This window comes from Myxococcus xanthus, assembly GCF_006402735.1.
Classification (GTDB): domain Bacteria; phylum Myxococcota; class Myxococcia; order Myxococcales; family Myxococcaceae; genus Myxococcus; species Myxococcus xanthus_A.
Genome location: NZ_CP017174.1, coordinates 8,856,659 through 8,883,178, shown reverse-complemented (window position 1 = coordinate 8,883,178; position 26,520 = coordinate 8,856,659). Strand labels below are relative to the sequence as shown.

General features: G+C 69.8%; 22 protein-coding genes. 12 read left to right on the top strand and 10 right to left on the bottom strand.

Annotation, left to right across the window (positions count from 1 at the left end):
- Positions 1-67 precede the first annotated feature (67 nt).
- Positions 68-1,105 carry a DUF2169 family type VI secretion system accessory protein gene (locus BHS09_RS36695; protein ID WP_140800394.1) on the bottom strand — a complete coding sequence of 346 codons (1,038 nt, stop codon included), beginning with the start codon at positions 1,103-1,105 and terminating at the stop codon, positions 68-70.
- A gap of 99 nt (positions 1,106-1,204) precedes the next feature.
- Positions 1,205-1,831 carry a hypothetical protein gene (locus tag BHS09_RS36690; RefSeq protein ID WP_140795984.1) on the bottom strand — a complete coding sequence of 209 codons (627 nt, stop codon included), beginning with the start codon at positions 1,829-1,831 and terminating at the stop codon, positions 1,205-1,207.
- 173 nt (positions 1,832-2,004) lie between these two features.
- Between BHS09_RS36690 and BHS09_RS36685 the strand changes: the two genes are divergently transcribed.
- Genes BHS09_RS36685 through BHS09_RS36670 form a run of 4 tightly spaced genes read left to right on the top strand, consistent with a single transcriptional unit; the run spans position 2,005 to position 8,495 of the window.
- Positions 2,005-4,872, top strand: a complete 2,868-nt coding sequence (locus tag BHS09_RS36685) for an FG-GAP-like repeat-containing protein (RefSeq protein WP_140800393.1) — start codon at positions 2,005-2,007, stop codon at positions 4,870-4,872.
- A complete protein-coding gene (locus BHS09_RS36680) occupies positions 4,869-5,642 on the top strand; it encodes a hypothetical protein (protein WP_140795982.1) in 774 nt (257 codons plus the stop codon). Before BHS09_RS36685 ends, BHS09_RS36680 begins: the two co-directional genes overlap by 4 nt.
- 7 nt (positions 5,643-5,649) lie before the next feature.
- Entirely contained in the window at positions 5,650-7,317 is a 1,668-nt protein-coding gene (locus tag BHS09_RS36675; protein WP_140800392.1) for a GH3 family acyl-acid amido synthetase, read from the top strand.
- Positions 7,314-8,495, top strand: coding sequence for an aromatic ring-hydroxylating dioxygenase subunit alpha (locus BHS09_RS36670; protein WP_140795980.1), 1,182 nt, complete (start codon positions 7,314-7,316; stop codon positions 8,493-8,495). Before BHS09_RS36675 ends, BHS09_RS36670 begins: the two co-directional genes overlap by 4 nt.
- A 13-nt stretch (positions 8,496-8,508) precedes the next feature.
- On the opposite strand, the gene BHS09_RS36665 is transcribed toward BHS09_RS36670, so the two are convergent.
- The gene (locus tag BHS09_RS36665; protein WP_237080056.1) at positions 8,509-9,930 is read right to left on the bottom strand and encodes an ATP-binding protein; all 1,422 of its coding nucleotides are present in this window, start codon (positions 9,928-9,930) and stop codon (positions 8,509-8,511) included.
- A 198-nt stretch (positions 9,931-10,128) separates the two neighbouring features.
- Between BHS09_RS36665 and BHS09_RS38955 the strand changes: the two genes are divergently transcribed.
- Both BHS09_RS38955 and BHS09_RS36655 read left to right on the top strand, forming a co-directional pair.
- Positions 10,129-10,266, top strand: coding sequence for a hypothetical protein (locus BHS09_RS38955; protein WP_174259005.1), 138 nt, complete (start codon positions 10,129-10,131; stop codon positions 10,264-10,266).
- Between the two features lie 260 nt (positions 10,267-10,526).
- A complete protein-coding gene (locus BHS09_RS36655) occupies positions 10,527-10,946 on the top strand; it encodes a 2TM domain-containing protein (RefSeq protein WP_140795978.1) in 420 nt (139 codons plus the stop codon).
- Between the two features lie 13 nt (positions 10,947-10,959).
- On the opposite strand, the gene BHS09_RS36650 is transcribed toward BHS09_RS36655, so the two are convergent.
- On the bottom strand, positions 10,960-12,021 hold the full coding sequence (locus tag BHS09_RS36650; RefSeq protein ID WP_140795977.1) for a gamma carbonic anhydrase family protein: 1,062 nt from the start codon (positions 12,019-12,021) through the stop codon (positions 10,960-10,962).
- A 221-nt stretch (positions 12,022-12,242) separates the two neighbouring features.
- Here BHS09_RS36650 and BHS09_RS36645 point away from each other — a divergent pair, with 221 nt between their 5' ends.
- Both BHS09_RS36645 and BHS09_RS36640 read left to right on the top strand, forming a co-directional pair.
- Entirely contained in the window at positions 12,243-13,697 is a 1,455-nt protein-coding gene (locus BHS09_RS36645; protein WP_140800390.1) for an MATE family efflux transporter, read from the top strand.
- Between the two features lie 18 nt (positions 13,698-13,715).
- Positions 13,716-15,566, top strand: a complete 1,851-nt coding sequence (locus BHS09_RS36640; RefSeq protein ID WP_237077821.1) for a hypothetical protein — start codon at positions 13,716-13,718, stop codon at positions 15,564-15,566.
- 7 nt (positions 15,567-15,573) lie between these two features.
- Here BHS09_RS36640 and BHS09_RS36635 read toward each other — a convergent pair whose 3' ends face one another.
- Entirely contained in the window at positions 15,574-16,680 is a 1,107-nt protein-coding gene (locus BHS09_RS36635) for a hypothetical protein (protein WP_140800389.1), read from the bottom strand.
- A 210-nt stretch (positions 16,681-16,890) separates the two neighbouring features.
- On the opposite strand from BHS09_RS36635, the gene BHS09_RS36630 reads away from it, so the two are divergent.
- On the top strand, positions 16,891-17,094 hold the full coding sequence (locus BHS09_RS36630) for a hypothetical protein (RefSeq protein ID WP_140795974.1): 204 nt from the start codon (positions 16,891-16,893) through the stop codon (positions 17,092-17,094).
- A 69-nt stretch (positions 17,095-17,163) separates the two neighbouring features.
- Here BHS09_RS36630 and BHS09_RS36625 read toward each other — a convergent pair whose 3' ends face one another.
- The 4 genes from BHS09_RS36625 to BHS09_RS36610 form a co-directional block, all read right to left on the bottom strand.
- On the bottom strand, positions 17,164-18,837 hold the full coding sequence (locus BHS09_RS36625; RefSeq protein WP_140795973.1) for an ABC transporter permease: 1,674 nt from the start codon (positions 18,835-18,837) through the stop codon (positions 17,164-17,166).
- Complete coding sequence (locus tag BHS09_RS36620; protein ID WP_140795972.1) at positions 18,834-19,880, bottom strand: ABC transporter substrate-binding protein; 1,047 nt, start codon at positions 19,878-19,880, stop codon at positions 18,834-18,836. The genes BHS09_RS36625 and BHS09_RS36620 overlap by 4 nt, the downstream gene beginning before the upstream one ends.
- Positions 19,881-19,997: 117 nt before the next feature.
- Entirely contained in the window at positions 19,998-21,266 is a 1,269-nt protein-coding gene (locus BHS09_RS36615) for an SO2930 family diheme c-type cytochrome (RefSeq protein ID WP_237080055.1), read from the bottom strand.
- A gap of 21 nt (positions 21,267-21,287) precedes the next feature.
- Positions 21,288-22,832 carry a parallel beta-helix domain-containing protein gene (locus BHS09_RS36610; RefSeq protein WP_174259004.1) on the bottom strand — a complete coding sequence of 515 codons (1,545 nt, stop codon included), beginning with the start codon at positions 22,830-22,832 and terminating at the stop codon, positions 21,288-21,290.
- Between the two features lie 199 nt (positions 22,833-23,031).
- Here BHS09_RS36610 and BHS09_RS36605 point away from each other — a divergent pair, with 199 nt between their 5' ends.
- From BHS09_RS36605 to BHS09_RS36595, 3 genes are all read left to right on the top strand, one after another.
- The gene (locus tag BHS09_RS36605) at positions 23,032-23,964 is read left to right on the top strand and encodes a heme-dependent oxidative N-demethylase family protein (RefSeq protein ID WP_140795969.1); all 933 of its coding nucleotides are present in this window, start codon (positions 23,032-23,034) and stop codon (positions 23,962-23,964) included.
- Between the two features lie 197 nt (positions 23,965-24,161).
- The gene (locus tag BHS09_RS36600) at positions 24,162-24,944 is read left to right on the top strand and encodes an FKBP-type peptidyl-prolyl cis-trans isomerase (RefSeq protein ID WP_140800386.1); all 783 of its coding nucleotides are present in this window, start codon (positions 24,162-24,164) and stop codon (positions 24,942-24,944) included.
- Between the two features lie 167 nt (positions 24,945-25,111).
- Positions 25,112-25,942 (top strand): dienelactone hydrolase family protein, encoded by an 831-nt coding sequence (locus BHS09_RS36595; RefSeq protein ID WP_140800385.1) that lies wholly within the window; start codon positions 25,112-25,114, stop codon positions 25,940-25,942.
- Here BHS09_RS36595 and BHS09_RS36590 read toward each other — a convergent pair.
- A complete protein-coding gene (locus tag BHS09_RS36590; protein WP_140800384.1) occupies positions 25,936-26,511 on the bottom strand; it encodes a CAP domain-containing protein in 576 nt (191 codons plus the stop codon). The genes BHS09_RS36595 and BHS09_RS36590 overlap by 7 nt on opposite strands.
- Positions 26,512-26,520 lie beyond the last annotated feature (9 nt).

The following is a 26,520-nucleotide window of genomic DNA, read 5'->3' as shown; positions in this document are numbered from 1 at the left end:
GAGCCAGGCAACCGCGAAGCTGGAGCGCGGCGCCGCCGCTGGATACATGCCCCTACGCCGGTTTCGTTCAGGCCGCCTTGGGCGCGCTCACACCCTGGGCGGTGACCTTCAGGCCCCGCACGTCGTGGAGGCCCTCGACCAGGGTGACGTGTCCACGCCAGAGGAGCGTCACCTGCTCCTCGTCGGTGTCCAGGGTCACGGTGTCCAGGTGCATGACGGGTGTCGCGTCCTCGCCCCCCGCGAGCGCCACGGTGACGCCCGGCGCGGACTGCCCGGGGAGCGCGAAGGACAGCCGGCCCTTGGGGGACGCGCCAGCGATGATGACCGGCTCGTCCCCCTTCAGGTAGCCAGGAGCGATGAGGCCCGGCGCGGCGGCGTTGAAGAACCGCCGGTCGAAGTCCTTGGGCAGCAAGGGCTTGCGCGTCCTGCTCCAGGCCTCGTCGTAGGTCCCGCCGTATCGGGCGCGAGGCTGCCAATGGGGAGACGTGAAGCCGAAGCCCGCGGGCACCACCTTCTGGCCGAAGTCGCGCAGGGGCTCGGTGGCGGGGTCCTCCAGGTTGGGCAGCTTCAGCCCCTCCTCGAAGTGGCGAGGACTGGCGCGGAAGCCCACGCCCGCGGGGTTGCGCGGCTCGAAGGCCGGCTTCGCGGTGTCTGTCTTGTCCCAGCCGCCGAAGGCGCGCTCCCACGTGAGCGGGATTTTGTCGAAGGGGAGCGGCCTGGTGGCCGCGATACGCCCCATGCTCTTGAACCAGGTCCGCTCGCCCACGACGCGCACGGCCTTCTTCAGCGGCCCGACCTGAAGTGCCACCAGCGCCTCGGTGGCGCCCTTCTGGGGCGGGTAGGCATGGCCAATCAGCGCCACGTCCGTGGCCAGCTTGATGAAGGCGCTCTCGGGTTCGAACTTGTCGCTGGACTCGCCGGGCTTGCCCCAGGACTCACCGCTCCACGTCACCGGCACCTGCGTGTCGGCGAGCTTCAATCCGGAGGGGCCAAAGGCATAGGTGGCCTTCACGACGAGCAACAGCAGGGGCCTGCCGTCCTCGTCGGCGAGGCCCATCATGTCGAAGGCAAAGGGCGTTTCATTCTCGAGGGTGGGATGTCCCATGTCTTTTCGACCCGGCGGCATGAGGTCCGGGCTGCGCCAGCGGATGCGCGCAGTGTAGCAGCCATGCCCCTGGCTGTTTCGTGCGTGTCGACACCGCGCCTACCACGCTCCCACCGCGAGCAGGCCCGCCAGTCCCGCGTACAGGGGCACGTTGAGCGCCAGCGTCAACCGGTTGATGCGGCGGAAGCGGGCCTGCTCCTCGTCCGCGAACCAGATGCCGTCCTCGCCCGTGGTGCGGCCCTCCACCGCGTGGAAGAACAGGGCCGCGTAGGCGACCTCGACGAACAGGCTCACGAGCACCAGGCCCAGGAAGGCCAGGGCCCACAAGTCTTCAGGACCGAGCACGCCCAGCCACCGCGTCCGGCCCCAGAACAGTCCCCCCAGCACCAGCGCGATGCACGCCACGTCATGGGCCACGCCATACGGGGGCCGCCAGCGCTTCACGCCGTAGAGCAGGTACAGCTCCGCCACGCCTCGCAGCCACATGAAGGCGGCGAACGCGCCCAGCACGCCTCGCGCCTCCTCCGGCACCGCCACGTCCAGCGCCACCAGCGGGCACGCGAGGAACCACAGGAACACCGCGTAGAAGAGCCACGCCAGCTTGGGGCCGGAGATGCGTCCGCCTCGCGAGCCCTTCACGTTCTGGGCGTGGCGGAACCAGCCCGCCGCCACGATGCAGACAGCGGCGAGGATGGCGAGAAGGGCTCGGGTGTGCGGAGAGGGCATCGGAAAGCGCGCGCTGAAGGACCTGCGCCCGGAGTTTGCAGCGTCCTGGACATGGCATGGATGCATGGACAGGAGGGGCTCTTGCAAGCCCCTGACGTGATTGGACAGGGCGCGCTCCACGGGGCACGCTCCGCACGCGCGCGGCGACGCGCTTTGGCGGGAGGCGGGCTTCCATGAGCGTTGGTCCCGGGGTGAGCCCGGCTGCACAGGTGTATGTCCCGCTGCACACGGCGCCACGTGTCGAACGCTGGGGCTGGGTCTGGCCTCGCTGGAACGACCCGCGCCTGCCCTTCGCCTTCCTGCTGACGCTCTACGGCGTGCTCGGCTTCACCTTCTTCGGCTTCAACCGCAGCCCGTGGCAGATGGCCGCCATCGTGGTGACGGGCAGCGTGTTGGACGTCGCGCTGGGCTGGGGGCTGAAGCGGCAGAAGGTCGTGCCCCTGAGCGCGTACATCTCCTGCTGCTCGCTGGCGCTGCTGCTCAACTACTCGCATTCGAGCTGGCTGCTCCTCCTTCCTGTGTGGATCGCCATCGGCTCGAAGTACGTGCTCACCTTCCAGGGCCGCCACGTCTTCAATCCGTCCATGTTCGGCGTGGCCATGTCGCTGCTCTTCACCCGGGAGCTCATCACCGCCGCGCCCGCCTATCAGTGGGCCAACGGCGAGGTGGCCCTCTCCGCCTTCATCCTCATGGCGGCGCTGGTGCTGTTCTTCTTCCGGGTGGGGCGCGGGTGGCTGGTGGTCAGCTTCCTCTTCTTCTACGCGCTCCAGACGGCGCTGCGCGCCTATGTGCTCCGGCACCACCTGCCGCCGGAGGTCCTCTTCCTCGGTACGCTGGGCGCGCCGTCGTTCTTCATCTTCGTCTTCTACATGCTCACCGACCCGGCCACGTCTCCGGGCACGCGGCGCGGGCAGATACTGCTGGCGCTGGCGGTGACGCTGGTGGACCTGGTGCTGCACTTCAAGGAGAGCGTCTACACGTTCTTCTATGCGGCCCTCACGTGCGCCACGGTCCGCTTCCTGTTCATCCACGCGCGAGCCGCCTGGCAGCGCGGGTGGCGCGAGTCCTTGAACACGCTGGTGTCGTCGGGCTGGCTGAAGCGCGCGGCGGTGGTGGGCGGGCTGGGAGGTCTCATGGTGGGTGGCTACACCCTGGCCGCCACGCCCGGAGTCCGGACCACGCCGCTGGACTTCCGCATGGAGCGCGTGGAGGCGCGGGACGCGGGGCTCGACTCCACCATGGGCCACACGCTCGAGGAGCTGGACCCTCGGCTGGGGCACGTCGCGAAGTGGCTGGTGGCGGTGGGGGACGCGGTCGCCGTGGGGGACTACGACGGGGATGGTCGGCCGGACCTGTTCCTCACGCACCCGCTGGCTCGGCCCGAGGACCACGCGGTCCTCTATCGCAACCTGGGCGACCTCCGCTTCGAACGGGTGCCCGTGCCCGCGCTGGAGCGCTTCGCCACGCGCTACAAGGAAGAGGGGCTGCCGGGCGGCGGCACCTTCGTGGATTGGGATGGTGACGGTGACCTGGACCTCGCGGTGGCGGTGGCCTTCGGGCCCGTCCGGCTGCTGCGCAACACGCTGCGCGAGACGGGCACCGCGGGCTTCGAGGATGTGACGGAGGCCGCGGGCGTGACGGACCACGCGGTGAGCCTGGGCCTCACCTTCCTGGACTACGACCGGGACGGGCACCTGGACCTCTTCGTCCTCAACGTGATGACCACGCACCTGCCGGGCTACGAGCCGCCGGTGCCGCTCAACCTCTTCCGTCTGCCGGAGCCCGAGCACGCAGAGGACCGCCGCATGTTCCGCTTCATGCATGACGGCTGGCACAACGCGGCCAACGGCGGGCTCAACGCGCTCTACCGGGGACGGGGAGACGGCACCTTCGAGAAGGTGGACATCGCCGCCATGGGCATGCCGGAGACGCACTGGTCGCTGGCGGTGAGCACGGTGGACTTCAACCGCGACGGGTGGACGGACCTGTACGTGGCCAACGACTTCGGGCCGGACGACGTCTACCTCAACGAGGGCGGCAAGCACTTCCGCCGCGTGGCGGGCCGGCTCTTCGGTGAGATTGGAAAGGACACATACAAGGGGATGAATGCCTCCGTGGCGGACTTCGACCGCAACGGCTGGTTGGACCTGTACGTCTCCAACGTCCACCACTCGCTCCAGGCGGAGGGCAGCCTGCTGTGGATGGTGGGCCCCGGGAAGGACGCCTTCACGCCGGAGTTCCGGGACGAGGCCACCTTCCGTGGCGCGCTCAACGAGCGGCGCTTCGGCTGGGGCGCGGCGGCGGGAGACCTGGACAACGACGGCTGGCCGGACCTGGTGCAGGCCAATGGCATGGTGGATGAACGCCTGGATGCGGCGCGGTGGCGCATCCCCGATGGCCAGCGCAAGGATTACTGGTACGTCAACCACAAGCTGATGCAGTCCGGCCCGGAGATCCACACGTACGCGGACAAGTGGGGCGACATCCGGGGCCGCACCATCTATCCGAATGAAGCGCGCCGCGCGTATCTCAACCTGGGGGATGCGAAGCCCGGACACTTCGTGGACCTGGCGCGAGAGCTTGGGTTGGACGACCCGGACAACTCGCGAGGCGTGCTGCTCTCGGACCTGGATGGGGACGGTGACGTGGACGCGCTCATCACCAATCAGCACGGACCGGTGTCGCTGTATCGCAACACGCTGCGCTCGGAGGAACGCCAGGATGCGCACTTCGTGGGACTCACGTTGGTGGGCCACGGTGGACGCACGCACCGGAGCGCCGTGGGCACCCGGGTGGTCGTCTCCTACGAGGAGGCGGGGAAGCGCGTGGAGCAGGTGCAGGAGGTGGGGTTGATGGGCGGTTTCTCCGCGGCGGCGGACGCACGGCTGCACTTCGGGCTGGGCCGGTACTCGGGGCCCGTGACGGCGCGGGTGCACTGGTACGGGGGCGACGTGCAGGAGGTGTCGCTGACGCCGGACCGCACGCACGAGCTTCGGCAGCCTCCCGACGCGGAGGTGTTGCAAGGGCGTGCCCGGCCATGATGTCGCCGCTCAAGGGCTCGACGGTGCGGCGTGATGCGCTCACGGACGCGCAGCGTGGGCAGATGCTGGCGCTGATGCAGCTCTGCTACACGGGCGTGTCGCCGGAGCGCTTCGCCGAGGACCTGGAGGCCAAGCAGTACGTCATCCTCCTCCACACGCGCCGAGGCGGGGAGTTGGTGGGCTTCAGCACGCTGCGCGTCGCCGAGGAGCTCGCGGGCGGGCAGCGGGTGGAGGTGGTGTATTCGGGCGACACGGTCATCCACCCCGACTGGTGGGGCCACAAGGTGTTGCAGGTGTGCTTCGGGCGCTTCGTGTTGTCACGCAAGCTCCGTCATCCCCTGCGGCCGGTGCACTGGCTGCTGTTGAGCGCCGGCTTCAAGACGTACCTGCTCGCGGTGAACTACTTCCCCAGGACGATGCCTCGGCGGGACTGGACGCCGCCCCCCGGACGCGCCGACTTCCTGCACGCGCTGGCCGCCCGCTGGTTCGGCGCGCAGTACGACGCGTCGCGGGGCACGCTCCGTTTCCAGGGCGTGCATTATCGCGTGCGGGATGGCGTCGCGCCTATCGACCGCGCGACGGCACTGCACCCCGACATCGCCTTCTTCGCCGAGCGCAATCCGCGCCATGGCGAGGGCGAGGAGTTGGTGTGCTTGGTGGAGATTCGCTGGTGGGACCTCTGCCTGGCACTGGGGCGGAGCGTGTCCGGACAGCTTCGCGGCTGGGCCCGGCGCGGGTTGAGACACGCGGGCGTCCGTGTGCGGACGTGAGGCTGACGTGAGTGCTTCCTCCTTGCCGCTGGAGGGACTGCGGGTGGTGCTCGCTCCCTCCGCGCTGCGCTTCCACCGGGCCTTGCGCGACCCCGAGGCCGCGCAGGCGGTGTGTCTTCAGCGGGTGCTTCGTTCGGCCGTGGGCAGCGTGCAGGCGGAGCGCATCCCTGACTTCCGCCGCATCCGCGACGCCCGTGACTTCCAAAATGCCGTGCCGTGGGTGACGCCGGACGCGCTGGGTCCGGACGTGGAGCGCATCGCCGCGGGCGAGGCCCGGGTGCTCACGCGTGAGCCGGTGCTGCGCTTCGAACTCTCAGGCGGCTCTTCGGGCGCCAGCAAGCGGGTGCCCATGACGCGCGGTCTCCTGGCCGAGTTCCAGCGCGCCCTGGCCCCCATGCTCTTCGAGTTGCTCCACCGCCGGCCCGCGTTGCGCGAGGGCGCCAGCTACTGGTCCATCTCCCCACTGGCGCGAAAGCAGGCCCGCACGGCGGGCGGCATTCCCGTGGGCAGCGCGGAGGACAGCGCCTACTTCTCGCGCGTGCTGCGCCCCTTGCTGTCCCGCATCTTCGCGGTGCCCGGTGAAGTGGGGGCCCTGCCGGACGTGGAGTCCTGCCGCTACGTGACGCTCTGGCATCTCGTCGCCCGCGAGGACCTGGCTCTCATCAGCGTGTGGAACCCCAGCTTCCTCACGCTCCTCATGGACGCGCTGGAGCGGCACGGGGAGCGACTGGCCGATGACCTGACGCGAGGGCGCTGCCGGCCGCCTGCGTCCGGCGCCGCGCACGATGAAGCCGCGTTGCAAGCGGTGCTGGCCCGGATGCGCTTCTCTCCGCGCCCGGAGCGAGCTTCGCTGCTGCGTGAGGTGCTGCGAGGTGGCTGGAGCGCCCGCGCGTTGTGGCCTCGACTGTCGCTTCTCAGCATGTGGACGGACGCACAGGCAGCCCACGCGCTTCCCGCCGCATGCCGCCGCTTTCCGGGCGTGGAGGTGCAGGGCAAGGGGCTGCTGGCCACGGAGGGCGTCGTCACCGTGCCCTTCTTCGATGCGCCCGCCCCCGTGCTCGCGGTGCGCAGCCACTTCTTCGAGTTCATCGACAGCGAGCACCCCATCTCGCGACCTCGCCTCGCACACGAGCTGGAGCAGGGCCGCACGTACACGGTGCTGTTGTCCACCTCGGGCGGCCTGCTGCGCTACCGCCTGGGCGACCTGGTCCGCGTGGAGGGCTTCCAACACGCGACGCCCTGCCTTCGCTTCGTCGGCCGAGCGGACGCCGTTTGTGACCTGGTGGGCGAGAAGCTCGCCGGCACGCGCGTGGGAGACGTGCTGGATGCCGTGCTTCCGGACTTCTTTGGCGGCGCGCGCCCCGGCTTCTCCATGCTGGCGCCCGAGTGGACTCCCGCGCCGTCCTACGTCTTGTTCCTGGAGACGGACGCCCCCGCCTCACGGCTCGCCGCCGCCGCGGAGGCCGTGGAGCACGCCTTCTGCGAGGGACACCACTACCGCTATGCGCGAGCCCTGGGACAGCTCGGTCCGGTGCGTGCCATGCGCGTGGAGGAGGGGGCTCGCCGCTACGAGGCTCGCTGCGTCGCGCTGGGCCAGCGCGCGGGCGACATCAAGCCCGTGGACCTGCACCGCCTGACGGGCTGGTCGGACCATTTCTCCGGAGCCGCCACATGAGACCGCCACTGCGCCTGCATTCGCGCGACACCTCGCCCGCTCCCAACGTGGACCTGGAGGCCGAAGCCGACCTCACGCGCTGTGGCGCGCTGAAGGACTTCTGGTACGTCGCGTGTCTCTCCACCGAGCTGAAGCCTGGCGAGCCCCTGGCGCGGACCCTCTTCGGCACGGGGGTGGTCCTCTTCCGTGACGTACATGGGCAGCCCACCGCTCTCCGGGACCGGTGTCTGCACCGCAACGCGCGGCTGTCCCGGGGCGCGGTCTTCGATGGCCGCATCGGCTGCCCGTATCACGGCTGGGTCTACGACGCTTCGGGCGCCGTGGTGGAGGTGCCATCGTTGGGGCCCTCGCAGCGAAGCGAGTTGCTCGACGCCGACGCCTGCGCACGGGCAGGACTGGCGACCGCGCCCTGCGCGCTGGGGCGCCTGACGCGCTTTCCCACCCTGGAGCAGGACGGCCTCGTGTTCGTCTACATGGGCGGCGCCGAGCCCGCGCGGTCCGCGCCGTTCCGCGTGCCCTACTGGGACCAGGAGGGGTGGACCGTCTACTTCATGGTGACGCGCTTCCCGAACGGGGTGACGAACCTCGTCGAGAACTTCATGGACGTCCCGCACACGCTCTTCGTGCATCCGGGCTGGTTCCGCAGGCCCGCCAGCAAGCGAGTGCCGGCCACGGTGCGGCGCACGGCGGGCAGCGTGTTGGTGACGTACAAGCAGGCACAGGACACCGTCACGGGTTTGGGCCGGCTCTTCAATCCGCGCGGACTGCCGCTGCTCCACACCGACAAGTTCTACGTCCCCAATGTCACGCGCGTGGACTACCTGTGGGGCGAGCACGGCTTCGTCATCAACTCGCAGTGCACGCCCGTCGGGCCCACGGACAGCCTTGTCTACACGGCCATCAGCTATCGCTTGCCGGTGGATGTCCCCGGTGCGCTGGTGGGACGCGCCATGATGCCGCTGGTGCGGTGGTACACGCGGCAGGTCATCCAGCAGGACGTGGTCATCATGGACATCCAGCGCGAGGCCCTGCTGGACGGCCCGGGCGGAGGCGTCTACTCCGGCACGGAGGCGGATCTGCACCACGCCGACATCGAGGCGTATCGCCGCTGGCTGCGGGAGGGCGGCCAGGGCTCGGGGCCCGAGGACGCCGAGCGCGACATGGCCTTCTGGATTTGAGGCCGCCGCCGCGCTACTGCGGACGGTAGGGCAACTCCACGATGAAGGTGGCGCCCTGGCCCAACTCGCTCTCCACGCGGAGGGTGCCGCCGTGCGCCACCACGACCTGGCGGGCCGCGTAGAGCCCCAGGCCCAGCCCTCCAAAGGCGCTCGATGGAACGGCGCGTTCGAAGCGGTGGAAGATGCGCTCCTGGTGCTCGGGGGCGATGCCGATGCCGTGGTCTCTCACGGTGATGCGCGCGTGGTCCGGTGCGCCTTCCACCCGCACCTCGATGGGACGGCCCTTGCCGTACTTGAAGGCATTGACCAGGAGGTTGCCCACCACCTGCTGAATCCGCAGCGGGTCCCACACGCCTTCGATAGGGACATCCGCCATCAACTGGATGGGACAGTCCGCCTCGGCCGCCGGAGTCATGGCGCGGGCAACCGTTTCCCGAACGAGCCGCGACAGGTCGAGCGGCTCCATCATCAAGGGCACCTGGCCCTCTCCGATGCGGGAGACGTCGAGCAACCCGTCGATGTGCGTGGCGAGCCGCTCGGTATGGCGGATGGCCTTGTCCAGCCGCTCCAGCAGGCGTCCGCTGCCATCCTTCCGCGCCGCCGCGGAGGGGAGTGATTGGAGTTGGAGTTGGAGCGCGGTCAGGGGCGTCTTCAGCTCGTGACCGGCCAGGGCCAGGAATTCATCCCGGCGATGGAGTGCCTCGCGCAGGGCCTGCTCCGCCTGCTGCCGCTGCTGGACTTCCGCCTCCAGTGCCTGGGCGCGCTGCTGGAGGAGGCTGACCTCTCGCAGCCGTCCTTCCGTATCCGCGAGCCGTGTGTAGCGCTCGGTGGGAATGACGTGTGCGTGCGCCTTGCAGACATCGAGGAAGGGCCGCGCGTGCGCCGCCTGGCCGAAGTGGCCGATGGCGTAGGTGCACAGGAGGGACAGGGGGTAGAGCACGCTGAGGTCATTCCACAGTGCCTCCAGCTCCACCGCCACGTCCGGCTTCCCATCCAGGCAGAGGACATCCACCATCTCGCCGTAGGCGCGTACCTTGGCGCCGGGGCGCGTGGCCGCGAGGCTGTGCTCAATCACGGTGCCGATGACTTGGCGGAAGCGCTCCCAGTCCGGGCGTCCCCCCACCATGAAGCGCGCCAGTGTCTCACGGGCATCGAGCAGGGTGAGTTGCCCGCTCGCGATGGCCGCCGCGGTGTCCACGCCCGCGGCCACCAGCCGCGCGATGAGCTGCTGACGGTGGCTCGCCTGGGCGATGATGATGAGCGGGTCTCCTCGTTCGAGCCCGCCCGTGATGTAGGCCTCGACGATGTCGATGACGAATGCCTCGTCCTCATAGAACTGGACCGTGTGGTCATGCTCCAGGGGATACCCGACGGGTGTTTCGCTGGCAGGCTGCCGGTGGCTGCTCCCGAGAGTCGCGGCGTCGGATGGAGGCATCGTCCTCACCATGTGCGTGGGCGCCTCATTATTCTGTCGGGGCCTTTCGACGCGGAACGACCCCCGGGGGCAGCGGAGCGCACGGAAGCCGTCACTGGTGGGCTGGCGCGCTTGACTCGGGTTCACCGCATGGCCGCGGGACGCGCGCCCCTGCCACGGACGCGTGTCCCGGAGCGTCACTTACGGATGAAGTAGCTGATGGGTTTGTTCCACGCGGGCGTCAGGTGCCCCATCCTGTTCGGAAAGGCGTTGCCCGCGCAGCCCGTGGCGTCGCAGGAGTACTGGTTGTACTGGCCCACCACGACCGGCCCCGAGACGGGCGCGTCATACGAGTAGATGGGCGAGCCGCTCTGGCCCGGGCTGCCGTCGCAGCCGATTTCCTGGTGCCAGCCGTCCGCGTCCGGGCCGGTGCCTCCGCCGCGGCGCGCGTGCTTCCCTCGGGCTGGCGTGCCGAGGCTTCATGGACCTGCGAATGCCATGAAGCATGAGTTCCCCCTTCGCAATTTGTGAAAGCAGGTGGGCCGCCAGCGAGAACGGGCGTGGGGGGGATTCCTTCTCTTTTCGTGGCGGATGCGCCGCGCTAGCGTCCCAGTCCCATGGCGGACACACGGCAGCGCAGCGCACCTCCGAGTTTTTCCCAGAACGAGGCCGCGGACATCATCCGCGAGGCCACGGCTCACGCGTTGGCGGGCAAGGGCGTGGATCGCTCGCTCACCCGGGAGGACCTGCTCGCCATGGCCCGGGAGATGGGCGTGAGCGAAGCCGCCGTGGAGAGCGCCATCTCCGCGCGCGCGGGACGCGACAAGGCGCAGCGCCGCATGCGCAAGGCCTACATGGGCCTTGCGTCACACGCGACGAGCTACACCATCGTCATGGGAGGGCTCACCCTCATCAACCTGTTTTCGGGGCCGGGCTGGTGGGTGCAGTACCCCGCCATCGGCTGGGGCATGGGACTGGCGTTCCATGCCATGGGCACGCTGCTCGCGGCCTTCAATCACGCGGACAAGCAGCGGTGAGCGGGCGGGCGCGCTAGCCGATGCGCCGCAGCCCCGGCAGGTCTTCCGGCCGCAGCGCCCAGCGGGGCACTGGCGGCAGCGACGCCAACGTACCCGTCTGCGTCGCTGGGAAGCCCTCGATGTGCGCACCATCCGCGAAGGCGCTGCCCTGCTTCACCAGGCTGCCCGCGCCCACGAAGCTGCCGCGTCCCAGCCGCGTCCCGTCACAGAGGATGGCGCCCGGCTCCACCACGGTGTTCGCGCCCACGAAGCTGCCATGCACCGTGCAGCCCGGACCGATGATGACGCCGTCCTCCAGCGTCAGCGTGTGGTCCGACAGCCGGTGCAGCACGGTGTTGGCCAGCACCTGCACGCCCGCGCCGATGCGGACTGGACCATTGCCATCCCCGAGGATTTTGACCCCGGGGCCAATGATGCAGCCCGGGCCGATGATGACGTCCCCTGTCACCTCGGCCGAGGAGAAGAGGGTGGCGGTGGGGTGCACCAGTGGGTGCTTGTCGCGAAACGTATAGAGCTGTCCCATGGGAGCGTCCTCTGCGCGATCTCTCGCGGAGAAAGCGGTGAGTGGCTGGCCCGGGAGGTCGAGGCTTCCGCCGCGGCGCTTCCGGAGCCGTTCCAGGTCATCCGCGGTGGTTCGACGGAGAATGCGGCCGGGGCGGCCCACGACGACGGAGTCGTCCGGCACCACGGTGCCCGCTGGAATGAGCGTTCCTTCCGCCAGCAGGCAGCGCGTGCCGATGCGCGCGCCGGGCATGAGGATGGAGCCACCTCCCACATCGCAGAGCGCGCCGACCTCCGCGCCCAGCACGAGGCTGCGGTGGTCTAGGAAGGTGCGCTCTCCCACCGTGACGGGCTGCTGCGGCAGTCCGATGATGACACCATTCTCCAACACGGCCGAGCCCGCGCCCAACCGCACGGCGCCGTCATGCGAGCGCACCACCGCGCCTTGCGCGATGTTGGCTCCAGGACCCAGGTGGAGAGTTCCCAGCACCCGCGCGCTGCTGGAGAGGCTGAAGTGCGCGTCCCCCCCGGCAGGCACCGCGGGCGCACTTCCGTGCGGCAAGCTGATGACCATTGACGCGGCACCCTACACCCACGCGCTCGGCGGCCCGACGGCCCGACGGCGCAGGTAGGTTGTCCAGCGTCCGACGCTCTCAGGGCCGGGCCTTGCCCTGGACGCGGTTGCCCGCTCGCCGCGCAGGGGACCGGGAGGGGAGAGGCGTCAGGTGTCATGGGGCGCGGCGTCCCTGGACCTCTTTCCGCCTTCCTGACAGAAGGGCGCCAACGGAGGCAGGCATGTCTGAGTCATCCCCGGTCGGGTTCGAACCCGTGCCGGCGGAAGCAGGAGGTCCGCCCGAAGAGGGGCCTCAGGGGTTCTGGGCTTCGGTGAAGGAAGCCATTCACGGAACCGAGAGGGACCTCACCCGGCTTCCGGTTCGCAGCGCCATCTTCCTGCTCGCAGTGCCGATGGTGCTGGAGATGATGATGGAGTCCGTCTTCGCCGTCGTCGACGTCTTCTTCGTCGGCCGGTTGGGGGCGGACGCGGTGGCGGCGGTGGGCCTGACGGAGTCGCTGCTCACCATCATCTACGCGGCGTCCGCGGGGCTGAGCATCGGCGCCACGGCGCTGGTGTCCCGGCGCATCGGTGAAGGGGACCCGGAGCGCGCCGCGCGCACGGCGGTGCAGGCGCTGGGGCTGGGCGTCGTGTTGTCCATTCCGTTGTCGGTGGCGGGCGTCTACTTCGCGCGGCCGTTGATGGCGCTGATGGGCGGCTCGCCGTGGGTGCTGGAGCACGGCATCCGCTACACGCAGGTGATGCTGGGCGGCATGGGCAGCGTCCTGCTGCTGTTCCTCATCAACGCCATCTTCCGCGGCGCGGGGGACGCGGCCATCGCCATGCGCGTGCTGTGGCTGGCCAACGCCATCAACATCGTGCTGGCGCCGCTCCTCATCTTTGGCGTGGGGCCCTTCCCGGAGCTGGGCGTCATGGGCGCCGCGGTGGCCACCACCTTCGGGCGCTCCTGCGGCGTGGTGTACCAGCTCTACCGGTTGGCGCGGGGCTCCGGCCGGCTGCGGCTGCGGCGCGAGCACCTGCGCTTGGAACCGGGGACGATGCTGGCCATGCTGCGGATGTCGGGCGCGGGCACGGCCCAGGCGTTGGTGGCCACGACGAGCTGGGTGGTGCTGGCGCGCATCGTGGCCACGTTCGGCAGCGCGGCGGTGGCGGGCTACACCATCGCGTTGCGAATCGTGCTGTTCGCGCTGCTGCCCTCGTGGGGGCTGAGCAACGCGGCGGCCACCATGGTGGGGCAGAGCCTGGGCGCGGGAAAGCCGGAGCGGGGCGAGCACGCGGTGTGGACGGCGGGGCGCATCAACGCCGTCTTCCTGGGCTCGCTGGGGCTGCTGTTCGTCCTCGCGGCCAATCCGGTGGTGGGCATCTTCACGAGCGACGCCGCGGTGATGAAGGACGCGGTGCTCGCCCTGCGCATCCTGAGCGCCAGCTTCCTGTTCTATGCTTTCGGCATGGTGTTGACGCAGGCCTTCAACGGAGCAGGGGACACCACCACGCCCACCGTGCTCAACATCTGTTGCTTCTGGCTGTTGGAGCTACCCCTGGCGTGGGTGCTCTCTGGCCCCATGGGCTTGGGGCCGCCGGGGGCATTCCTGTCCATCTCGGTGGCCTTCTCGGTGATGGCGCTGGTGGCTGTCGTCCTGTTCCGACGTGGGACTTGGAAGCACCGGGTGGTCTGAATGGGAGGGCGGAGCGTCATGGCCCATGCACGGCGTTCCGCCCGGACCCCGGGGCTGCTTCCGGTGGTCCTGCTCCTCGTCCTGGGGCTGGCTTCGTGCAACACCGTGGAGGTGCCCGGGGATGACGTGGCCTGCGCGGGACTGCAGTGCACCGCGGGCACCTGCTTCTCCAACGCGGGGCAGCCCATGTGCCGCTGCGGACCGTGGGAGCAGGCCGCGGGGGTGACGTGCTCGGTCGCCGCCTTCAAGCAGCCGGATGACCATGGGGGGGCGCCTGACAGCGCGACGGTGCTGACGCTCCCCATGTCGCCCCGCGAGGGCCGCATCGAGGAGGGCCTGCGCGTGGACATGCGGGACCGGGACGTGTTCGCCATCACCGTGGAGGAGCGAGGCATGTACCGCTTCGCTTGCACGCGGCTGACCCTGGCGGAGTGCCGGGTGCGGTTGCTGGATGCGGCTGGGAACCCGCAGGACATGCCCGTCGATGTCGAGGGTGGCACGACCATGTGGTTGCCCACGCTCGCCGCGGGCACCTGGTACTTCGAGGTCTCCGGCGCGAGCTCACACGGCCGCTACACGTATCACCTGATGTCGTTGGGCGCGGACGACCACGGGAATACGTTGGAAGAAGCCACCCTCCTTCTGGAGGGCTCTGGCACGCCGTTCCCGGTGCGGCTCTCCTCGTCCGCTGACGTGGATGTGTTCACCTTTCATTCGCGGGTGGGGCATGGCTACCGCTTCATCTGCGCGCAGGCTCCCGGGCTTCTTCCTCAGATGATGCTGCTGTCCTCTGTCGGCGCGGTCACCGATGTTGCGCAGGGCTCGTCAGGGGCGCAGCTCGCGGTGAGCCTGCATTCGACGTCCGAGCGTGACTGGTTCGTGGTGATGAGGCCGGAGGGCGTCCCCCCGGTGGATGCCACCTGCCGCTTCGAGGACCTGGGCCCCGATGAGCATGGCGACACACTGGCCACCGCCACGGCCGTGACGGCGGGCATCCCGGTGCCAGTCACCCTCCAGTCGAGTGAGGACGTGGATGTCTTCTCCTTCACCGGGGCGCCCGGGCATGTCTACACCGTGCGGACGGAAGGGGCCGGGCGGTGGTCGGCCCAGGTGGTGGATGCGAACGGGGTGAATGTGGCCCTGTCGGACACGGACCGGCTGCGGGCTCGGGTGGAGCTCGCCGGGACGTACTACCTCCTCGTCGATGGCGGTGACCTCTGGGCTCACTCCTTCTTGCTGACGTTGGTGGACGCTGGGGTGGATGACCACGGGGACTCGCCGCAGACGGCGACGCTCATCACGCCAGGAACCCCGGTCTCGGGCCTCTTCGAGACACCGCAAGACACGGACGCTGTCGTCTTCCAGGCCGAGGACCGTGGCATCTACCTCGCGTCCTACGCGCCCTCTCCGAACCTGTCCTTCAACCCGCGAGGCGCGGTGGGCATCCTGGACCTGGGCGACGGCCGCCACCTCTTCAGTGCCTGGAACGCGGCGCCTGTCACGATGATGTTCCAACCCCTGAATGACGCGGAGTCGTTCTCCTTGCTGCTGGAGCACGTGGCCGTCGATGACTACGGCGACCACAGCGGGACGGCCCATGCCCTGACGCTGCCGGCCTCGGTGTCGGGCGTGGTTCAGACGGCTATCGACGCGGATGTGTTCTCCGTCGGGTTGGAGGCGGGCCGTGCCTACCGGTTGGACCTGGATGCGGGAGCGCTTCAGGTGTCGCTCATGGCTCCCGGTGGCCTGCTGTCGAACCCGCGGGCCGGACGGTTCGTCGCGGACCGCTCCGGCCCTCATGTGCTGACCTTCGCCGGTGCTTCCGGCCTGAATCAGGTCCCCTGGCGCTTCACGCTCCAAGCGGAGTGAGCGTGCGTCAGGGCAGGCAGATTTCGAAGCCGGTCCGTCCGGCGGGGAAGGTGTCCCGAGGACGTGAGGCGGGCGTCACGGCGTAGAGGTGGAAGTCGAGCCGTCGCTGGAGGAAGCCCTTCAGCGCGGGCGCCAGCGGGTCCAGTTCGTCCTGGTACAGCGTGAAGAAGTGGAAGCCCTGGCCGTGGAAGTCCGCGTACACCCGCTCCACGAGCGCGCGGAGGACGGCCGGGTCTTCTCCACGCACGCTGGTGTTGCAGAGGTAGAAGTAGCGGAAGTCGCTGCCCGGCGCGGGCAGGCGCGGCGCGCGGACCGCGGTGGCCAGCGTGTTCCAGCCCCACCGCACCCAGCGCATGCTTCCGCGGTAGGCGTGCACCCGGTAGCGCTTCACGGCCTCGGGGTTCCAGGCGGTGGTGCACCCCACCAGCGCGCCTGTCGTGTCAAAGGCCAGGTAGGTGTCTTCGATTCGCAGCCCAGGCCAGTGGGCGAGGCGGTGCTCCAACTCGCCCGTGTCGAAGCGGTAGCCGAAGGGACGGGCGCGGTGGTCGGCAGCCAGCAACGCCGAGACGGCGGGGACGTCCTCGGGCGTGGCGCGCCGCACGGCGAAGGCGCTTCGCCGGGGACGGCGGCGATGCAGGAACTGGATGGACACGGCGGAGAAGCGGCGGAGCAGGGCGTAGTGCGGCTGACTCACGCGTCCGGGCCTCCTCCGCACGAGCGCTTGGAGCGCGGTGGCATTGGAGGCCATGACGGCGGTGAGGAAGGTGTCCACGCCCAGGCGCTGGGCGCTCTCCTCGAGCATGGGCCCGTAGAAGCGCGCGAGGCCGCGGCTCCGGCGCGCGGAGAAGCGGGTGCGCAGGTCACCCAGGTAGCCGACCCGGCACGGACGGCCCTCCAACCATCCGTCGCGCACGTGCACGGCGCCCATTCCGTCCAGCCGGCCGTGCTCGCCGTGAACCCAGACCTCCGTCTCTCCTCGCTGCATGGCATAGAGGCCGAAGTAGTCGGGCGCTCGCTGCGAGGAGAGGACCAGGTCGCCCTGCATGGGCACCGCGCCGAACAGGTCGAGCAGCGCGGTGTTGTCGTCACGGGTGGCGCGTCGGAAGTCGCTCATGCGGCGGTGGCGGAGCCTACCCTGGCCGCCGCCGTTTGCCGTGAGTCCCTCGGCTTTGGCGCGACGACGCTTCGAGGTCGTGTCCGGAACACCATGTCGCTGTGTGTCACGACGTCTGTCATTGCGTCGCGGAAGCACGCGGCGTGCGGATTGGCTGCCTCGTGTCTGAGCCTGGAGTTAGGCTGGAGGCTCCCCGAAAGGAGTCACGCGATGAAGAAGAATGGAATTGCGATGCTGATGGCGCTGGGTGTGGGACTGGCGGCGGGTTTCGGAATGGCGTTCATGCCGTCCACGGCGGAGGCCAATGCTCCTGAGTTCACGCAGTCCATCTGTGAGCGCAACTCGGACTGTGACCACTTCTGTGGTGAGGGATTCGGGCACTGCATCCGGGGCATGTACTGCGCGTGCATGTAATGGCGAGCAGGTCCTGAAGACATCGCCAGGAAGCCGCCGGCTCCCTGGCGATGTCGGACACCTCCGCCATCACCGCGTGTCCAAGGTCCGCCGGGTCAGCAGCGCGAGCAGGGCCTGTCCCACCACCACCAGCGCGATGAAGGCGCATGCCAGCACCGCGGCGGCGGCGGGGTCCGCGTAGCTCTGGAGTTCGAACAGCAGCGTCCCGAGCACCTCGGTTCCCGCGGGCACGAGCAGGACGGACATCGTGATTTCCGTCGCGCACGCGAGGAACGCCAGGACGAAGGCCGCGGTGAGCGCCGGCCGCAGCAAGGGCAGGGGCGCATCCACGAACGCGCGCCAGGGGCCGGCACCACCGACCCGCGCGGCCTCGGTGAGCGAGGCGTCCAGTTGCGCGAGCGCCTCCTCGCTGTTGCGCGCGCCCAGCGCGAGGTACTTCGCCACGTAGGCGATGAGCAGCAGCCACGGCGTGTGTGCCAGCGCGAGCACGAAGGCGACGCGGTCCAGCAGGATGAAGCGCAAGTCCCGGGAGAACGCGAGCAGCAGCGCCAGGGCCAGCACCGTCCCCGGCACCGCGTAGGGCCATACCGCCAGCGCCTCCACGCCCGTGCCCAGGCGGCGCAGCCCGCGTCGCAGCACCGCCGCCGCGAGCCCCAGCCCACACACCAGGACACCCGCGCCCGCCGCCAGCAGGACGCTGCGCCCCGTGGCGTGCAGCGTGCGCGGCTCCAGCAGCACACCCGCCCAGTGCGTCAGCGTCAACGTCTCCCAGGTCAGCGCCGCGCCGAAGCTGCGCTGGAGCGACGTGAGGAGGATGGCCCCCAGCGGGAGCAGCACCAGCACCGCGGCCGTCAGGCTCACCGCGCCCAGGACGAGCCCGCGTGCGCGCCCCAACGGGAAGGGACGGGACGACAGGCCCTTGCCCGCGCTGAGGCGGACGCGGCCGGCCCGGCCCAGCGCCCAGGTCACCAGCATCGCCATGGGGGCGAGCAGCAGCAGCGACGTCGCCAGTTGCGCGGCGCGCGCCAGGCCCTCGTCACCGCCCATCAGCACCAGTTCATAGATGCGCGTGGTGAGCACCCGTGTGGGCGGTGAAGCCGACACGCCCAGCAGGTACGGCACGCCGAAGGACGAGGCCGCCATGAGGAACACCATCACCGCGCCAGACAGCAGGGAGGGCAGCGCCAGGGGCAGCGTCGTGGTCAGCAGCGCCCGGGGCGTCGAAGCTCCGCAGACGCGCGCGGCTTCCTCCATCGCCGGGTCCACGCGCCGCAGGGCCGCCGCGCCCGCCAGCAGCACCAGGGGGAGGCCGGAAACGCCCTCCACGAAGGCGATGCCGGCGGGGCCGTAGATGTCGAAGGTGTCATCGCCGAGCAGCCGGTTGAGGTACCCCGCGCGAGGGCTCGCGAGCGACAGCCAGCCCATGCCCCAGATGAACGCGGGCACGGCGGAGGGCAGGGTGAACAGCACCGTGAAGGTCCCGCGCAGGGGCAGGTCGGTGCGTTGCAGCACCAGCGCCAGCGGCGCTCCCAGGACGAAGGCCAGCACCGCCGCGCCCGTGGCGATGAGCAGCGTGTTCCCCAGCGCTCCACCTTCGGCGAGCAACCAGTCCAAGCCGCCCGTCCCGGCGGGACCCAGGCCTCGCCAGAGCAGCGCGGCCACCGGAAGCACGGAGAAGCAGAGCACCGGCACCAACCACAGGCCGAGCCCCAGCCACTGGGATTTGGGCGCCGCCGCGCTCATTGTGAGAATGCCTGGCGGAAGCGCTCCTTCACGGCGCCGCCCTGTGTGAGCCCGCGTTCGAGCAACTCGGGCGTCCATGGGCGCGCGCGCTCCAGCAACTCCGAGACACCGGCCTCTCCCCGAGGGCCCGCGAGCCTGGGGTCCACCGCGTGCATGTCTCCCTTCTCCACGATGATGCGCTGGCCTTCGGGCGACAGCAGCACGTCCACCACCGCCTTCGCGGCGACGGGGTTGGGCGTCGTCGCGAAGAGGGCCGCGGGGCCGGGGATGACGACGGCGCCATCGGTGGGCCACACCACCTGGATGGGACTGCCGCGGGCCTGGGCCGCGAGCGCGTTCTCCAGGAGCAGCACGCCCGTATCCGCCTCGCCGCTCTCCACCTTCTGGAGCACCGCCGCGTTGCCTCCCGCGACGATGGCGCCTCGCTGGCGCAGCCCGGGGAAGAAGGACTCGCCGTACTTCGCGTCGCAGAACACGGCCCAGGTGAAGGCGGTGCCCGACGTCAGCGGATCACCAATCGCCACGCGTCCCGTCCACGGACCTTCCGCGAGCGCCGCGAAGGAGGTGGGCGGCGGTGGCCCGTCCTGCCGGTGCACCAGGACCATGGTGGACAGGCGCAGGGCCGCGTAGCGCGCGTCCAGGTCCACCAGGGCGCGGGGCACCCGAAGCACGTTGGGCGAGGCGTAGCGGAGCAGCGCGCCTTCACGGGCCAGCCGCTCGTAGAGGAACGGGTCCGACGTGGCCAGCAGGTCCGCGCGGATGGCCCCGGCGGCGCGCTCCGCCTCCAGCCGGCTGGCCACCTTCTCACTGCCCGCCTGGTACCAGTGCACCTGGACGTCGGGCAGCCGCGCCTTCAGCAGCGGGTCCAGCGCGTCCAACACGTGCCGGTACATGGACGTGTAGACCCAGACGTCTCCGGACGGCGTGCCCTCGCGCGCCAGCGTGGGCCCGGCCGCGGGCGCGGCGGACTCGATGCGGCAGGCGGCGAGCAGGACGAGCGCGGCGGCGACCCCCGCGGCCCGGAGCAGCATGGGCAGGGACATGGGCCCGCGATTATGCGGCACGCGCGCGCCCTGTCACGCGGCGCGGCCGTCACGCTGCGGAAACGAGAAGCCCCTCCGCGCACCAGGCACGGAGGGGCCGCTCGTCTGACCACGGACCTACTTGCAGGCGCGCGCCGGCATGGCGTCAATCCAGTCGGCGATGAGCTGTGAGCCCTGGTCGTGGCGAAGCACGCGGCCCAGCTCCGGCATCATCTTCCCCGACTCCTCGGTGTGCATGCGGTACCAGAGGATGGACACCGAATGGCTGCCGGGGACGATGTCGAACTCACCGCCCACGCCACCGCCCGCGGAGCCCGGCCGCTTGCACACGCCCATCGTGAACTCCTCCGTGTTGTCCACGTTGAGGAACAGCCGGCTGGTGGTGCCCGCCGTCCCCTTGGGGTTGTGGCAATGCGCGCAGTTGATGTCCAGGTAGGCGCGTGCGCGCCGCTCCAGCGTGCCATCCTCCGCGTTGAACGCGTTCGGCGCGCGGGGAATCTGGTCGACCGGAGGCAGCCCCGTCAGCCGGCCCAGGTTGGCCAGGTGCTGAAGCTGGTTGATGGGCCCGTCGCCATAGTCATGGTCCTGGTTGAGGTAGCGGGCCTTCACGCCAATGGGCAGCAGCACCTGGTTCTCCTGTGCGTCCTGGAGATGGTGGCACTTCAGGCACTGGTTCTTGCTGGGCACCAGGTAGTCCAGCGTCCGCTCCACGCCGTCCTCGCCAATGAAGCTCACGCCGCGGACGACGCGGCCGCCGTTGGCCAGCGTGGCCTCCGTCTGGGCCTCGTTCCAGAAGTAGGGAAAGGCCTCCCAGCCCCCGGGCCTGTGCACCAGCACGCGCGTCTCGATGGCGCGCACGTTCTCTTCCGGGACGCGGAGGTCCGCGGGGAAGGCGAACGTCTTGGTGATGATGGTGCCCACCGGCAGGTTCAGCACGTCGTTGGCCGTGTACCCGGCCGGCGCGTCCGGCGGGATGTACAGCGTGCGCGACTTCACCGAGTAGTCGGAGAAGAGCGGCGTGGTCAGCTCGTAGGGGATGTTCCCCGCCACCGGCCGCAGCCCGCCCGACGCGGGCGTCCCCGTGAAGAGGCCGAAGCCCGACAGGGTATTGGGCGGAAACGCAGCTCCCGCGTCTGGCGTCCCCGCGTCCTCGTTCGTCCCCGCGTCCTCTGAGGTGCCGGCGTCCGCGCCCGCGTCACCCGTGCCCGCGTCGTAACCCGCGTCCGGGGTGCCGCTGTCCTCGGGCGGAAGCCCGGAGTCGACCCTGGGGTCGCCTCCGCCGTCCGGAGTCGGCGTCACGCCGTCCTCGTCACCCGAGCACGAGGCCAACGCCGCGGTCATCAGCACCGCGGCGAGGCCCAGTCCTGGGATGAACGGCCTGTACATGCGTCCGTTCTTCACGATGTCTCAGCGGATGGTCAGGGCCGGGGTGAAGCCCGAACAGTTGAAGGGCTCGGCGTCCTGGACATAGCGGCGCGTCTCCCCCCAGGCGGCGGCCATGTTTGCGGGGGAGGGGCCCGCCTCGAGGTGGCCACCGACGGCCTGCAGGTCGAAGTCCACCACCGAGGCCTGCGTGCCCTCCGGCAGCGTGTTGCGGGTGAAGCAGATGTTGATGGGGTTGGCCAGGCTCTCATTGCGAGGCGCCGGGTCGATGCCGTCCCACAGCACGTGCTCCACGCCCGTCACGCCGTGGGCCGCGGCGCCGTACTGGTAGACGGCGCCCACCAGCGCGCCCAGCGGACGGAACTCCAGGTCCGGCGTGCCGTTGTCCACCATTCGGCCGCTGCCACCGGTGAAGGTGTTGTCGTGGATGGAGATGTCCTGGCTGGGGTAGTTGAAGAAGCCGGCCGCCCACTGGATGGGGTCGGACTCGATGGCCAGACCGCTGAGGATGGCGATGTCCACCGTGTTGTTGTTGCCCCACGTGTTGTGCTCCATCTCCACCCGGCGTGAGGCCAGGATGAAGGTGCCGGTGCCGGCCGGGACCTGGGACACGGTGCTGCTGCTGCTCTCCACGGAGGCGAAGTTGGGGCGGTTGTTCCCGGTGATGGTGTTGTGGGCGATGTAGATGTCCGTGCCCCGGATGGGGTTGCCCGGCAGGTCGAACACGACCAGGCCCGTGGTGTTGTCCTGGGCGATGTTGTTCGCGACGTGGGCGTACTTCGTGTTCTCGATTTCGATGCCCGCCACGTTCTTCTTCGCCACGTTCCGCCGGACGATGGTGTGCAGCGTCTGGCCGACGTAGATACCCGCGTCGGCGGCGTTGTACGCCTCACAGTCCTCGACGAGGACGTACGTCGACTTCACGGGGTAGATGCCGTACTTGCCGTTGCTCTCCTGGCTCTCCTGGGCCCACTCGGTGCGGATGCGCTGGATGTTCACGTTGATGGAGGACTCGATGCGCAGGCCATCCTTCTTCGCGTTCCAGACGGCCAGGTCGCTCACCGTGAAGAGCTTGCCCACCACGTCGAAGCCGTTGGTGTTCGCCGCCGCGTGGGTGAAGTCCAGCACGGTGCTGGATTCGCCGCCGGTGCCCTCGCCCTGGGTGCCCTTGCCCGCGCCCTTCACGGTGATGCCGTTGGCGCGGATGGTGATGGCGTTGTCGAACTGGAAGGTGCCCGCGCCCAGCTTGATGGTGGTGCAATCGCCCAGCGCGTTCACCGCGTCCTGGAGCTCCTGCTCCTGGCCCGGGTTGAACGTCAGCTCGGTCCGCTCCGTGTCTTCGCAGGAGAAGTCCTGCGGCCAGGCCATGGAGCCGCCGGCGTCCGGGGTGCCCGCGTCACTGCCGGCGTCACTGCCTGCGTCACTGCCTGCGTCCGCGGGCATGCCAGAGTCCGGCTGGCCCGCGTCCGGACGGTCATCGCCGTCATCCGAACAGGCGGGAAGGACAATCAGGCCCACGAGGGCAAGAAGCACGGCACGGGGCGCGCGCGACAGCGGCAGAGGATGCATCAGGTATCTCCTGTGGAAGTGCTGCGCCTTCTGGCTTCTGAGCACGAGGCTCCAGGGCGCGGCCCAGAGTGCGAATCCTCCCCGTGAAGATGGACAACCTCAAGGGTGAGACATCAAAAAACAGCCACGCTTTCGTGACGCGATGCGTTCTGCGACACGGTTGATAAATTACTTCAATCCTTCATGAGAGGTCGACGCGGTGCTGCCTTACTTCCCCTTCGAGCAGGATGTCTTTTCAATGTCGCTGGGCGTGCGTGCGCTGAGGCCAGAAGAGACACTCATCGAGGTAGACGCGCCGCGCTATGCGGACGAAGTGGCGTTGAAGGCGGCGCTGCTGGCGGCGGGGCACGCCGAGCGCTTCCAAGGAGGGCCCGGAACAGAGGAGCTCCAATGGGAGACGTTGACGGTGCTGCTGCCTGCCATGGCGCGTCAATCGCCGGAGCACTTCTCGCTGGAGGTGGAGGGCACGCGCTGGTGCTGGCACAACCACCTGCTGGGCACTCGGACGCACTTCACGCCGGGGGACGCGGCGAGCCTGCCGCTGGCGCCGCTGGACTGGTTTGGCCGGCAGGTTCAGGAGGACCTGCTGCTGCTGGACGGCACGCGCGAGGGTTTCCCGCTGGTGGCGGGCCAGTTGTGTTTCCCCTCCGGGTGGTGCCTGGGGGACAAACTGGGCCGGCCGCTGTTGGCCGTCCACGAGCCGGTACCCCAGTTCAACGCGAAGCTGGGGCCCTCCACGCTGAAGTTGATGGAGGGCCTGAAGCCCGGGCGTCCCGTCACGCGCTGCAACTGGGCCATCAGCGTCACGGAGCGGCTGGACCTGGAGCCGCGCACGCTGCCGGAGTGGCGGCACTTGTTCGACGGCATCACCCCGGACAATGCGGGCGAGCGCTGCTTCCTCCGCCTGGAGCGTCAGACGCTCACCCGGCTGCCCCGCACGCGCGCCATCCTCTTCACCATCCACACCTACGTGGCCCCGGTGGCCTCGGAAGTGGAAGCGCCCGGCCGGCGGCAGCGGCTGGCCCGCGTGCTGCGCACCGTGCCCGCCGACACCGCGACCTACAAGCGCGTCACGCCCGTGCTGGCGCCGCTGCTGGGCTACCTGGAGGCGGGCGAGGCTGACGCCGGGTAAAGCGGGTAATGAAAAGCCCCACCTCCAGGGGGAGACACGAGGTCGCCCTGGGGGCGGGCGGGGTGTCGTTCAGGAACAGGGATGCTTCCGGGGTGCCGTCGAACCGGAAGTCAGGCCATTTCTGTAGTAAGTCGCCCCTCAGAACTGACTGCGGCGATGTCTCACTGCCGCTCCAAAAAGCAAGGAAGGGCAACGACATGCAGAAGACGTGGCTGGTCGCGGGAATGCTGGTGCTGGCGGGCTGCCAGCAGCAGGGCAAGACGGATTCGACGACGACGGCGGCGACGGCGACGGCGCCTGGCGCGAGCGCGAATCCGCAGACGGAAGACCAGAAGACGCTGTACGCGCTCGGCCTGTCCATTGGCCGCAGCGTGAGCGTGTTCGACATGACTCCCGAGGAGCTGGAGTACGTCAAGTCGGGCATCACCGCGCAGGTGAAGGGCGAGAAGCCCGCGGTGGAGCTGGAGACGTACGGCCCGAAGCTTCAGGAGCTGGCGCGCGCTCGCAGCACCCGCAAGGCGGAGGCTGAGAAGGAGAAAGCGAAGGCGTTCCTGGAGACGGCCTCGAAGGAAGAGGGCGCCCAGAAGACGGAGTCCGGCCTCATCTACAAGGAGCTGACCGCCGGTACGGGCGCGTCGCCCCAGGCGTCGGACATCGTGAAGGTGCACTACCGCGGCACGCTGCCGGACGGCACCGAGTTCGACAGCTCGCACAAGCGTGGCGAGCCCACGCAGTTCCCGCTCCAGGGCGTCATCAAGTGCTGGACCGAGGGCGTGCAGAAGATGAAAGTGGGCGGCAAGGCCAAGCTCGTGTGCCCGTCTGACATCGCCTACGGTGACCGCGGCGCGCCGCCGAACATCCCGGGTGGCGCCGCCCTGGTGTTCGAGGTGGAGCTGCTGGAGATCGTCAAGCCGCCGGAGATGCCGGCCATGGGCGGCACGCCGCCGGCGGGCAAGCCCTCCGCGGTCGAGAAGAAGTAGTCACCATCTTCACGCAGGACGCCCAGGGGGCTGGCGGGGGATTCTTCCCTCCCAGCCCTCTTCGCGTTCGCGGGCACCGGGGTGGCGGAGGGCGCTGCCTCGGGGTAGTCCACCCGTCGCCAGCGTCTCCGCCTCGGGGACGGGCCAACCACGGAGGTCGACACATCATGCGCCAGGGCCTGCTGTTGATGATGGGAGCGCTGCTGCTGAGCGCCTGCGTCCAGGGCCGTGCCCGGGAAGTGCTCCGCGAGCCGTCCGCCACGGGCGCTGTCTCCGAGTCGGAGTTCAAGGCGCTGCACACGCTGCGCGAGGACGCGCCGCCAGCGCTCAAGGGCCAGGAGGTGGAGGTGGCCGGCACGAAGGCCTACCTGAGCCTGCCCCAGGGGGCCCAGGGGCCGCTGCCCGCCGTCATCGTCATCCATGAGTGGTGGGGGCTCAATGACCACATCCGCCACTGGACGGACCGGCTGGCCGCGGAGGGCTACGCCGCGCTGGCGGTGGACCTGTATGGTGGCAAGGTGGCCACCACGCGGGATGAGGCGCTGGCGCTGCTGAAGGCCGTGGATCCGGCGCGCGCACAGGAGACGCTGACGGCCGCGCACACCTTCCTGCGGCAGGACGCGCGGGTGCAGGCGCCGCGCACGGGCACCATCGGCTGGTGCTTCGGGGGGAGCTGGTCACTGCACGCGGCCATGGCCATGCCGGAACTGGACGCGGCGGTCCTCTACTACGGCAACCCGGTGACGGAGGCGCGGGAGCTCGCCGCCATCCGCGCGCCGGTGCTGGGCATCTTCGGTACGAAGGACCCGTCCATCCCCCTGGAGACGGTGCAGGCCTTCCGGCAGGCCTTGGATGAGGCGGGCGTGCGGCACTACATCCTGGAGTTCGAAGCGGAGCACGCCTTCGCCAACCCGTCGAGTGAGCGCTACGACGCGCAGGCCGCCGCGGGGGCCTGGCAGCAGGTGGCGGCCTTCCTGGACCAGCACCTGCGTCAGTAGGGGCGCTGGCCCACGTAGTTGCCCGGCGGTGCGTAGTTGCACACCCAGAGCGACCACTTGGGGAACTGGGAACCGAAGGGCGAGTTCGTCGTGCACTCCTGGACGGCGCAGCCCAGGGCCCGCGTGTTGCGCCACACCACCTGGGTGTAGTGGCCGCAGACCTTGCCGCTCGCGCAGGTGTTGGCGGTGTGGTCGTAGTGGGCGGCCTCGTCCACCCAGCCCTGCACCACGCCCTGGGCGCCCATGGCGCTGGACGATGCCGCGGTGAGGTTCTCCCCCAGGTTGCCGCGATTCGGGTTGTGCGAGAACTGGCACCGCGCGGCGTAGGCCTTCGCCGTGCGCGTCGCCTGCTCGTCCCACGTCAGGTCCTCCAGCGCGGGGGAGGCCGCGGGCGACACGCTCCTCCGAGCGGCGTTGTGCGCGGCCAGCATGTCGCGGTCGAACTGCGTCATGACCAGCGGCTCGGTGTCGCCGTCTTCCTCTCCGGGTGTGTCGGAGCCACAGCCGGTGAGGAGCAGGGGGATGAGCAGGCCAAGCGGTCGAAGGTGGCGGGGCGTGGGGCGGGGCATGGGGTGGAT

Coding starts and splice junctions, on each gene's coding strand:
- BHS09_RS36695 (WP_140800394.1), bottom strand. CDS start 1,105: ATGGGACATCCCACCCTCGAGAATGAAACGCCCTTTGCCTTCGACATG.
- BHS09_RS36690 (WP_140795984.1), bottom strand. CDS start 1,831: ATGCCCTCTCCGCACACCCGAGCCCTTCTCGCCATCCTCGCCGCTGTC.
- BHS09_RS36685 (WP_140800393.1), top strand. CDS start 2,005: ATGAGCGTTGGTCCCGGGGTGAGCCCGGCTGCACAGGTGTATGTCCCG.
- BHS09_RS36680 (WP_140795982.1), top strand. CDS start 4,869: ATGATGTCGCCGCTCAAGGGCTCGACGGTGCGGCGTGATGCGCTCACG.
- BHS09_RS36670 (WP_140795980.1), top strand. CDS start 7,314: ATGAGACCGCCACTGCGCCTGCATTCGCGCGACACCTCGCCCGCTCCC.
- BHS09_RS36665 (WP_237080056.1), bottom strand. CDS start 9,930: ATGCCTCCATCCGACGCCGCGACTCTCGGGAGCAGCCACCGGCAGCCT.
- BHS09_RS38955 (WP_174259005.1), top strand. CDS start 10,129: ATGGGTTTGTTCCACGCGGGCGTCAGGTGCCCCATCCTGTTCGGAAAG.
- BHS09_RS36655 (WP_140795978.1), top strand. CDS start 10,527: ATGGCGGACACACGGCAGCGCAGCGCACCTCCGAGTTTTTCCCAGAAC.
- BHS09_RS36650 (WP_140795977.1), bottom strand. CDS start 12,021: ATGGTCATCAGCTTGCCGCACGGAAGTGCGCCCGCGGTGCCTGCCGGG.
- BHS09_RS36645 (WP_140800390.1), top strand. CDS start 12,243: ATGTCTGAGTCATCCCCGGTCGGGTTCGAACCCGTGCCGGCGGAAGCA.
- BHS09_RS36640 (WP_237077821.1), top strand. CDS start 13,716: ATGGCCCATGCACGGCGTTCCGCCCGGACCCCGGGGCTGCTTCCGGTG.
- BHS09_RS36635 (WP_140800389.1), bottom strand. CDS start 16,680: ATGAGCGACTTCCGACGCGCCACCCGTGACGACAACACCGCGCTGCTC.
- BHS09_RS36630 (WP_140795974.1), top strand. CDS start 16,891: ATGAAGAAGAATGGAATTGCGATGCTGATGGCGCTGGGTGTGGGACTG.
- BHS09_RS36625 (WP_140795973.1), bottom strand. CDS start 18,837: ATGAGCGCGGCGGCGCCCAAATCCCAGTGGCTGGGGCTCGGCCTGTGG.
- BHS09_RS36620 (WP_140795972.1), bottom strand. CDS start 19,880: ATGTCCCTGCCCATGCTGCTCCGGGCCGCGGGGGTCGCCGCCGCGCTC.
- BHS09_RS36615 (WP_237080055.1), bottom strand. CDS start 21,266: ATGTACAGGCCGTTCATCCCAGGACTGGGCCTCGCCGCGGTGCTGATG.
- BHS09_RS36610 (WP_174259004.1), bottom strand. CDS start 22,832: ATGCATCCTCTGCCGCTGTCGCGCGCGCCCCGTGCCGTGCTTCTTGCC.
- BHS09_RS36600 (WP_140800386.1), top strand. CDS start 24,162: ATGCAGAAGACGTGGCTGGTCGCGGGAATGCTGGTGCTGGCGGGCTGC.
- BHS09_RS36595 (WP_140800385.1), top strand. CDS start 25,112: ATGCGCCAGGGCCTGCTGTTGATGATGGGAGCGCTGCTGCTGAGCGCC.
- BHS09_RS36590 (WP_140800384.1), bottom strand. CDS start 26,511: ATGCCCCGCCCCACGCCCCGCCACCTTCGACCGCTTGGCCTGCTCATC.